We start from the raw sequence: 8559 nt of genomic DNA on the forward strand, positions 1-8559 counted from the left end.
CGACATGAAGGGCCTTCTCTCCCATGGACAAGACGATGGCTTCGGCCTCGCGAGCAGTGGCCGACGTTCCCGCCGGAGCGACTCTGGCCGTCGGCGGGTTCGGGCTCAGCGGCGTACCGGACACCCTCATCCGGGCGCTGCATGAACAGGGTGCCGATGGCCTTGAAGTGGTGTCCAACAACTGCGGCGTGGACGGGCGCGGTCTGGGCATCCTGCTCGGCTCAGGCCGCATATCCCGCGTCACCGGCTCCTACGTCGGCGAGAACAAGGAGTTCGCCCGCCAGTACCTGAGCGGGGAACTGGAGGTGGAACTGGTACCGCAGGGCACACTCGCCGAACGGCTGCGGGCCGGTGGTACGGGCGTCCCGGCCTTCTACACCCCGGCGGGCGTCGGCACGCAGGTCGCCACCGGCGGACTGCCCTGGCGTTACGCGCCCGACGGAACGGTCGCCGTTGCCTCCCCGCCCAAGGAGACCCGGGTCCTCGCCGGACGCACGTACGTCCTGGAGCACGCCATCACCACCGACTACGCCCTCGTGAGGGCCTGGCGAGGCGACCGGCACGGCAACCTCGTCTGCCGCCGGGCCGCCGCCAACTTCAACCCGCTCGCGGCCATGGCCGGCCGGACCACCATCGCCGAGGTCGAGGAACTGGTCGAACCCGGCGAACTCGCCCCAGAACACATCCACGTGCCGGGCGTCTTCGTCCAGCGCGTCGTCCAGCTCACCCCGGAGCAGGCGGCCGACAAGCCGATCGAGAAGAGGACGGTACGTTCCTGATGACCTGGACCCGAGAGCAGATGGCGGCCCGAGCCGCCGCCGAACTCACCGACGGCTCCTATGTCAACCTCGGTATCGGCCTGCCCACCCTCATCCCCGGCCACGTCCCGCCCGGCGTCCACATCGCGCTGCACTCCGAGAACGGCATTCTGGGCACCGGCCCCTTCCCGTACGAGGACGAGGTCGACGCCGACTTGATCAACGCCGGCAAAGAGACCGTCACCGTCCTGCCCGGCTCCGCCTTCTTCGACTCGGCCCTGTCCTTCGGCATGATCCGCGGCGGCCACATCGACACCGCCGTCCTCGGCGCCATGCAGGTCTCCGCCCGTGGAGACCTGGCCACCTGGATGATCCCCGGCAAGATGGTCAAGGGCATGGGCGGCGCGATGGACCTCGTCCACGGCGCCCGCCGCGTCATCGTCCTCATGGACCACACCGCCAAGGACGGCAGCCCGAAAATCCTGGAGGAGTGCGGCCTGCCCCTCACCGGCGAGCGGTGCGTCCAGCGCGTCATCACCGACCTCGGCGTCCTCGACGTGACGCCCAACGGCCTGGCTCTGGTGGAGACAGCTCCCAACACCACCGTCGAAGACATCCTCGCCGGCACGGCCGCGCCCGTGCTCCTCGACCACATCTCGGCTGCCTGCTGAACCCGTAGAAGCAGAAGGCCTGTTGCCCCGCCGAACACGCACACATTCGTACAACGCCCAGCAACTCCCTGACACCCAGCACCTGTTCGAGCAGAGGAGAATCATGGCTTCCTTTCCCCGCGCCCTGAAACGTCGTCGCGCGAGCCGCGCCATAGGCACCGTGCTCGCCGCCCTGACCCTGCTGGCGGCGGGCGGCGTCACGGGCACCACCGCGGCCGGGGCGACGTCCTCGACCTGCCCGTCGGTCAACGGCCAGTGGGCCGCGCCCGGCCCCTTCCCCGTCAGCTCCGCGTCCAACGGCCGAGGCACGACCGTCTTCCGGCCGACCGAACTGGGGACACTGGGCTGCGCCACACACCCGGTCATCTTGTGGAACAACGGAGCCCGCTCGGGGCTCGACCGGTACGCCCCTCTGCTGAACCACCTCGCCTCACACGGCTTCATCGTCGCCGCGGCGGAAGGCAACGCGGGCACCGGAGGGCCCATGCTGAAAGGCCTCGACTACCTGACCACGGAGAACGGCCGGGCGGGCAGCGCCTACCAGGGCAAGGTCGACCTGGCCAACGTGGGCGCCACCGGACACTCCTTCGGCGGCGGAGCGGCGGTCGACGCCGGTGCCGATCCCCGGGTGGACACGATCGCGCCGATCTACCCCCTCGCCTTCAGCAGCGGCAGCCGTGTACGGGGTCCCGCGGTGTTCTACGCCGGTCAGAACGACACCATCGTGCCACCCTCGACGGTTCGCAGGACCTACAGCCAGGCCACCCAGGTACCTGCCATCTACGCCGAACAACGCGGCGCCGACCACTACGGCATCCCCGGCCTGCACGGGCCGGTCACCGCGTGGTTCCGCTTCCACCTCATGCGCGACGAGCAGGCTCGTGGCCTGTACTTCGGCCCCAACTGCACCTACTGCTCGTCGTCGCTCTGGTCCGTCTTCGAGCGCAACCCCCGGGCCAAGGCAGTCCCCGGCCCCTGAGCGAGGCCACAGCGGCGACGTCCACAACCCGCCCCCGCGCACAGGGCAGTTGGCGCGCTGCATGAGGGGCGGCTCCGGTGGAACCCAGAGGGGCAGGACGCGTCCGGCGGCCGGACGCAGAACGGAGCGGGATCATGTCGGTCGACCTTGTCGGTTTCCTCGGGGTCGTGATGCTCGCGTACCTCGTGCCAGGGCCGGACTTCCTGGTGATCGTACGGGCGGCCGCCCGCCGGACGTCACTCGGGCGTGCGGCGGCGTTCGGTGCCCAGACCGGCCTCTGCGTGCACATGTGCGCCGCCGCGCTGGGCCTGTCGGCGATCGCCGCCCAGTCCGCCCTCGCGTTCACCGTCATCAAACTCGCGGGCGCCGCCTACCTCGTCCATCTAGGCGTACGTGCTCTGCTGGCCGCGCGAAAGGACACCGAGCACGGCGGCGGGCACGGTGCGGCGGGACGCGAGGAGGCGCCCGGGCGTTGTTCTTCCGACGGGGCCGCGGCGGGGGAGCGTGGGCACAGTCGCCGGGCCAGCTTCGCCGAGGGGTTTCTCAGCAACGTGCTCAACCCGAAGGCCGCACTGTTTTTCCTGAGCATCCTGCCGCAGTTCGTGAACCAAGGCGGTTCACCGGCGCGGCAGATCTTCCTGCTCGGCGCCCTCGACGTCCTCATTGGTGTCGTCTACTGGCTGGCTCTCGTAGGCTTCGCCGCACGCCTGCGGACTGCGCTGGCCCGCCCGTCCTGGCGCCGCCGTTGGGAGCGGATCAGCGGCAGTCTCTTCATCGCCCTCGGCATCACCGTGGCCACGGCGGAGTGACGACACGTCAGAACGGCGCCCACACCGGCGCAGGGCACCACCAGGGTGTGCGCGGTCGAGCGGTTGCGGAACCCCGGGCTCCTCTGTCGCCGGACCCCACGGTGGTGATACTCATGAACAACACCAGTCATATTCATGGGTAGTACGCGTCCGTCACAAAATGGTACGCGTCCGTACGTGGAGGATGAACCGTGACCGCCAAGACCACCGTCGAGCGTTTCCGAGCCGCCATCGACCAGAGCGACGTCGCGGCCCTGGAGGACCTCTTCACCGACGACACCATCCTCTACAGCCTCGCGAAGCTCAAGCCCCTTGAGGACAAGCAGACGATCCTCGGGCTCTTCGACGTCCTGCTGCGCACCTTCGAGGACTTCCGTTACGTCGCCCAGTACACCGGCGTCGCCGCGACGAGCGCCGATGGCACCGAGGCTCCCTCGGAGATTCTGGTCTTCCGCGGCACCGTGAACGGCGAGGAGATCCACGGGATCGACCAGCTGTACTTCGCGGACGACGGCCGGATCAAGGAGTTCAGCGTCTTTGTCCGGCCGCTGTCCGCCGCGCAGGCGCTGAGCGAGGCTGTGCTCGCCCGGCTGGCGGAGGCGAAGCTCGCGAAGGCGTCGACCGCCGAGTAGCGCGGGATCGGCCGCGGCACCGGGGGAGCGGCCGCGGCCCCTTGTTTTGGCCCGTCAGAAACAGGTCCGCCAGATCGTGGCGGACCTGCTCCGTGTCCGCGGCCGCTCGCCTGCCCGGCAGGGCGAGGACATTTGCTGGTCTACCGGCGGGCGCAGGCCGCCGACATCCAGTCGTCAACTGCCCTTCCCCTGGCTATGGTTGACCGAAAGCTGGTCCAGGCCACATTCTCTTCAGGATCTATTAACTCGCCCTATGGAAGGACAAGTCATGTGTGGTGTCGCAGGGTTAGTTCGATTCGACCGGGACCTCGGCGCGGCGGATCGGACGGCTGTGGCCGCGATGACCGAGACAATGAGCTGCCGGGGGCCGGACGCCGGTGACATCTGGCAGGGTCGGCACGCTCTCCTGGGGCACCGGCGCCTGGCGATCATCGACCTGCCCGGCGGCCGTCAGCCCATGCGGCGCGAGGTCGCCGGCCACGGCACCGCGGCCACGGTCGCCCTCTCGTACAGCGGCGAGATCTACAACTTTCAGGAACTGCGCACCGAACTCACCCAGCAGGGACATCGTTTCGAGACGAGGAGCGACACCGAAGTCGTCCTGTGCGCGTATCTCCAGTGGGGTGACGCGTTCGTCGAGCGACTCAACGGCATGTTCGCCTTCGCCCTGTGGGACGGGCGGAAGGAAGAACTGCTGCTGGTGCGCGACCGACTCGGCGTCAAGCCCCTCTTCTGGCAACCGACTTCGGCGGGCGCACTGTTCGGCTCCGAGCCCAAAGCCATCCTCGCGCACCCTGAGGCCCGTCGCGACGTCGGCATCGAGGGCCTGCGTGAGGTCTTCTCGCTGACCAGGACGCCGGGAAGGACGCCTTACACACATGTGCGCGAGGTCGAACCGGGCACGGTCGTACATGTACGTGACACCGGGAGCCGGATCAACCGGTACTGGTCGCTCACCGCACAGGAACACACCGACAGCCTGGAGGTCACGGCCGCGACGGTCCGCGACCTTCTGGAGGACGCCACCCGCAGGCAGCTCGTCGCCGACGTTCCGCAGTGCGTCCTGCTCTCCGGAGGCCTGGACTCCAGTCTCATCACAGCCATCGCGGCCCGCGCGATGCGGGCGCAGGGCGCCCGTATCCCGTCCTTCGCTGTGGACTTCGAGAGCGATGCGGAGTTCGAGGCCTCGGAAATGCGCGGAGAGCCCGACCCTCCCTACGCCCGGCTGCTCGCCGCCCACGCCGACACGGACCACGCGGACCTCGTCCTCAAAGACGCCGAGTTGATGGACCCGCGCACCCGTGAGGCCGTCGCGGCCGCCCGCGACGTTCCGGCCGGCTGGGGCGACCTCGACACCTCCCTGTACCTGCTGTTCCGAGCCATCCGCGGTAAGTCGACCGTCGCGCTCTCCGGTGAGGGCGCCGACGAATTCTTCGGCGGGTACCCGTGGTTCCACCGGCCCGAGGCCGTGAACGCCGCGCAGTTCCCGTGGGCGGGCCTCGAAACCTTCAGCCTGGGGGACCCCGCCACCAGTCGCCTCACCCTGCTCTCGCCGGAGCTGCTGGCGGAGCTGGACATGGAAGCGCACACCAAGAACGCCTACCAGGAAGCGCTGGCCGAGGTGCCCAGGCTGCCGGGCGAAAGCGGCCTGGAACGCAGGATGCGGGAGATCGGCCACATGCACATCACCCGCTGGCTTCCGGAGATGCTCGACCGGAAGGACAGGACGAGCATGGCCGTCGGCCTCGAAGTGCGCGTGCCGTTCTGCGACCACCGGCTCGTGGAGTACGCGTTCAACATCCCCTGGGCGATGAAGACCTTCGACGGACGCGAGAAGAGCCTGCTCCGCCTGGCCGCGCGGGACTTGGTGCCCGAGCCCATCCTCCAGCGCAAGAAGGCCAGTTACGCCGTCACGCAGAGCCCCTCCTACATGGCGAAACTCCGCCGGACCCTCGCGGACGTCGTCGCCGACTCCACGGCCCCGGTGCACCAGCTCCTCGACCGGGACGCCCTCCGCCGCGCCGTTTCCGCACCCGAGGGCGAGCACACGAACACCGGACGCGCAGCCATCGAACTCGTCCTCTCGCTCGACCTGTGGCTGCGCAGGACCACGCCCGCCATCAGCGTCTGAACCGAGCCGTAGGCACAGCCGATCACGTACGCACACCCGATCACGCACGCGAAACCCGGTGAGCCTGGGCCGCCCCGGTGAGCCGTGCGGAACCGCTCCCTCGACCGGGGATTTCCCCTGCGCGAATGGTTGTGGTGGGGGCTCGGTCCCCCTGGGGTGTGACGTGTACATGACCCGTTCCCATGAGGGAACGGCTAACTTTCACCTCGTTATCCACCCAATTGTGAAAGGATGCCCATGTCTGTCAGCACATCGGAACTTTCACCCGATCCGTCTGAATCATCGCTTTTCTCCCCGGTCTCCCTCGGGAAGATAGCGCTCGCCAACCGCATCGTCATGGCTCCGCTGACCCGGGTGCGGGCCGGGTCCTCCGGCATCCCCGGGGAGCTGATGGCCGAGTACTACCGGCAGCGGGCGAGCGTCGGAATGATCATCACCGAGGGCACCTACCCCGACCGTGCGGCGCAGGGGTGGGTCGGCGCGCCGGGCATCGCCACCGACGAGCAGGCGGCCGGCTGGCAGAAGGTGTTCGAGGCGGTGCACGGCGAGGGCGGCCGCATCGTCCTACAGATCCAGCACGCCGGCCGCGCCACACACCCCGACATCAACGGCGGCCGCCGCATCCTCGCCCCCAGCGCGATCGCCATAGACGCCAACATTCCGTTCACGGCGAAGGGCGAGCAGCCCTTCGCCGTGCCGGAAGCGATGACCATCGCCGAGACCCGGGAGGCCCTGGAGAGCTTCGTAGCAGCGGCCCGCCGGGCCGTCGACGCGGGAGCGGACGGCGTGGAACTCCACGGCGCCAACGGCTACCTGCTGCATCAGTTCCTCTACCCGGGAGCCAACCAGCGCACCGATGAGTACGGCGGCTCCCCCGAGAACCGGGCTCGCTTCGTCGTCGAGGTGGTCACGGCGGTCGCCGAGGCCGTGGGCGCCGAGCGGGTCGGGTTGCGGATCTCACCGGAGATGACCTCCGAGAACCTCCGCCAGGGTGTCTTCGAGACCGACCGGGACGACGTCCTGGCCACCTACGGCACCCTGGTGGACCAACTGCGCCCGCTGGACCTGGCCTACCTGTCCATCCTGCACAGAGAGCCGGGCGGCGCGCTGGTGCAGGAGCTGCGGCAGCGCTTCGACGGCAAGATGATCGTCAACAGTTCCTTCCTCTGGCAGACCACCCGTGAGGAGGCGATACGGCGGATCGAGGCCGACCACGCCGACGCCGTGGTCGTGGGCCGGGCCCTGATAGCCAACCCCGACCTGGTCGAGCGCTGGCGCGGCGGGCATCCCGAGAACGAGCCGCGGCCGGAACTGTTCTACACACAGGGCGCCGAGGGCTACACCGACTACCCCTTCCTCCCCTTCCTCCGGACGGCTTGACCCTCCAGATGGCTTGAGGCCAGTGCGATGCGCGATGGATCGTCGGTGTGGTCCGCCCCTTGCGGGTCTATCGTGGCCGCCCAGCGTTCCGCCCAGCGGGCGAGGGGGTCCAGGGTGTGACGGGCCTCCTCGCCCAGCGGGGTGAGCTGGTAACGGCTGTCCGGCAGTTGGCGAATCACCTGCGCATCCAGCAGTTCGGTCAGGCGCTGCCGCATCACGCTGGAGGACATGTCGTCGCACCGCTTCTGCAAGGGGCGGAAACCAAGCGGACCCGCGCGAAGCTCCCACAGGATGCGCAGGCTCCACCGCCGCCCGAACAGATCGAGTGCGGCCATCAGGGGGCGGCCGGTGGTCGAGCCGCGAACAGGGTTGCCAGGTCTGGGTGTTGGCATGTCGGGACGTCCAGCTCTCCAGGATTGACGCTTCGATTTCCGACACGCTAGCATCGCTGACCGCTTCGGAAACCTGGCTCGCCCTCACCCGCCGACGCTCGCCCGAGACCAACCCGCTCGCAGCCCCAGCCGGTTTGATCGAAGCCGTGTCCGTTACTTCGAAGCTGTCTCCGTCGGCTCGCCGACCCATAGCGCGCCGACCATGGTCTGAGCACGCTTCTGATCGTCCATCAATTCCGAACACAGGAGGAACCGTGGCCAAGGGCTACTGGGTCAGCGTCTACCGCAGCATCGCAGACCCCGAGAAGGTGGCTGCCTACGACAAGGTGACCGCTCCAGCCATCGAGGCCGCGGGCGGGCGGACGCTCTCCCTCGGCAGCCGGGTCGTCGCGCACGACGCCGGAATCGCGGAGCGCACCGTCCTGATCGAGTTCGACAGCTTCGAACAGGCGGTCGCCGCACGCGAGAGCGCCGCCTACCAGGAGGCGCTGGACGTACTTGGTGACGCCGTCGAGCGCGACTTCCGCATCATCGAAGGCCTCGACTGACGACCACTGTGCTACCCGGCCTTAGGTGTGGGCCCCGCGTCCGCTCCAGGGCCCGCAGGTCGACGGCCACCTCGACACCAGCGCACACCAGGCCGGCCAGCCGGGTGAAAAGGTGTCGAGCGGGTGGCCGTCGACCTGTTCTGTGGACGGTGGTCGCGTTGTTCAGCGGTGCCAGGCGGATACGACTGCTACGGCCTGGTCGATGTTGAGGCGGGGGTCGCAGACGGTGGTGTAGCCCACCGGGTCGAGGAGGTCATCG

General features: G+C 68.8%; 9 protein-coding genes. 8 read left to right on the forward strand and 1 reads right to left on the reverse strand.

Annotation, left to right across the window (positions count from 1 at the left end):
* Window positions 1-23: 23 nt before the first annotated feature.
* The 7 genes from IG54_RS0118690 to IG54_RS0118720 all read left to right on the forward strand — a co-directional run bounded on the left by IG54_RS0118690 (window position 24) and on the right by IG54_RS0118720 (window position 7360).
* Window positions 24-779 (forward strand): CoA transferase subunit A, encoded by a 756-nt coding sequence (locus IG54_RS0118690; RefSeq protein ID WP_030785102.1) that lies wholly within the window; start codon window positions 24-26, stop codon window positions 777-779.
* Entirely contained in the window at window positions 779-1429 is a 651-nt protein-coding gene (locus tag IG54_RS0118695; RefSeq protein WP_030785105.1) for a CoA transferase subunit B, read from the forward strand. Before IG54_RS0118690 ends, IG54_RS0118695 begins: the two co-directional genes overlap by 1 nt.
* A gap of 103 nt (window positions 1430-1532) precedes the next feature.
* A complete protein-coding gene (locus IG54_RS0118700) occupies window positions 1533-2408 on the forward strand; it encodes a dienelactone hydrolase family protein (RefSeq protein ID WP_063756236.1) in 876 nt (291 codons plus the stop codon).
* A gap of 134 nt (window positions 2409-2542) precedes the next feature.
* Window positions 2543-3217, forward strand: a complete 675-nt coding sequence (locus IG54_RS0118705) for a LysE family translocator (RefSeq protein WP_030785111.1) — start codon at window positions 2543-2545, stop codon at window positions 3215-3217.
* Window positions 3218-3408: 191 nt separating this feature from the next.
* Window positions 3409-3849, forward strand: a complete 441-nt coding sequence (locus IG54_RS0118710; RefSeq protein WP_037897392.1) for a nuclear transport factor 2 family protein — start codon at window positions 3409-3411, stop codon at window positions 3847-3849.
* A 268-nt stretch (window positions 3850-4117) separates the two neighbouring features.
* A complete protein-coding gene (gene asnB, locus IG54_RS0118715; protein ID WP_030785117.1) occupies window positions 4118-5980 on the forward strand; it encodes an asparagine synthase (glutamine-hydrolyzing) in 1863 nt (620 codons plus the stop codon).
* A 237-nt stretch (window positions 5981-6217) separates the two neighbouring features.
* Window positions 6218-7360 (forward strand): alkene reductase, encoded by a 1143-nt coding sequence (locus IG54_RS0118720; protein WP_030785120.1) that lies wholly within the window; start codon window positions 6218-6220, stop codon window positions 7358-7360.
* Here IG54_RS0118720 and IG54_RS0118725 read toward each other — a convergent pair.
* A complete protein-coding gene (locus tag IG54_RS0118725) occupies window positions 7327-7695 on the reverse strand; it encodes a helix-turn-helix domain-containing protein (protein ID WP_324615417.1) in 369 nt (122 codons plus the stop codon). The genes IG54_RS0118720 and IG54_RS0118725 overlap by 34 nt on opposite strands.
* Before the next feature lie 311 nt (window positions 7696-8006).
* Between IG54_RS0118725 and IG54_RS0118730 the strand changes: the two genes are divergently transcribed.
* Entirely contained in the window at window positions 8007-8300 is a 294-nt protein-coding gene (locus IG54_RS0118730; protein ID WP_030785126.1) for a DUF1330 domain-containing protein, read from the forward strand.
* Window positions 8301-8559 lie beyond the last annotated feature (259 nt).

It is taken from the genome of Streptomyces sp. NRRL S-920, assembly GCF_000717945.1.
Taxonomy (GTDB): domain Bacteria; phylum Actinomycetota; class Actinomycetes; order Streptomycetales; family Streptomycetaceae; genus Streptomyces; species Streptomyces alboniger.

Excerpts from the sequence above, each read along its gene's own strand:
- IG54_RS0118690 (WP_030785102.1), top strand. The coding sequence starts at position 24 with ATGGACAAGACGATGGCTTCGGCCTCGCGAGCAGTGGCCGACGTTCCC.
- IG54_RS0118695 (WP_030785105.1), top strand. The coding sequence starts at position 779 with ATGACCTGGACCCGAGAGCAGATGGCGGCCCGAGCCGCCGCCGAACTC.
- IG54_RS0118700 (WP_063756236.1), top strand. The coding sequence starts at position 1,533 with ATGGCTTCCTTTCCCCGCGCCCTGAAACGTCGTCGCGCGAGCCGCGCC.
- IG54_RS0118705 (WP_030785111.1), top strand. The coding sequence starts at position 2,543 with ATGTCGGTCGACCTTGTCGGTTTCCTCGGGGTCGTGATGCTCGCGTAC.
- asnB (WP_030785117.1), top strand. The coding sequence starts at position 4,118 with ATGTGTGGTGTCGCAGGGTTAGTTCGATTCGACCGGGACCTCGGCGCG.
- IG54_RS0118720 (WP_030785120.1), top strand. The coding sequence starts at position 6,218 with ATGTCTGTCAGCACATCGGAACTTTCACCCGATCCGTCTGAATCATCG.
- IG54_RS0118725 (WP_324615417.1), bottom strand. The coding sequence starts at position 7,695 with ATGGCCGCACTCGATCTGTTCGGGCGGCGGTGGAGCCTGCGCATCCTG.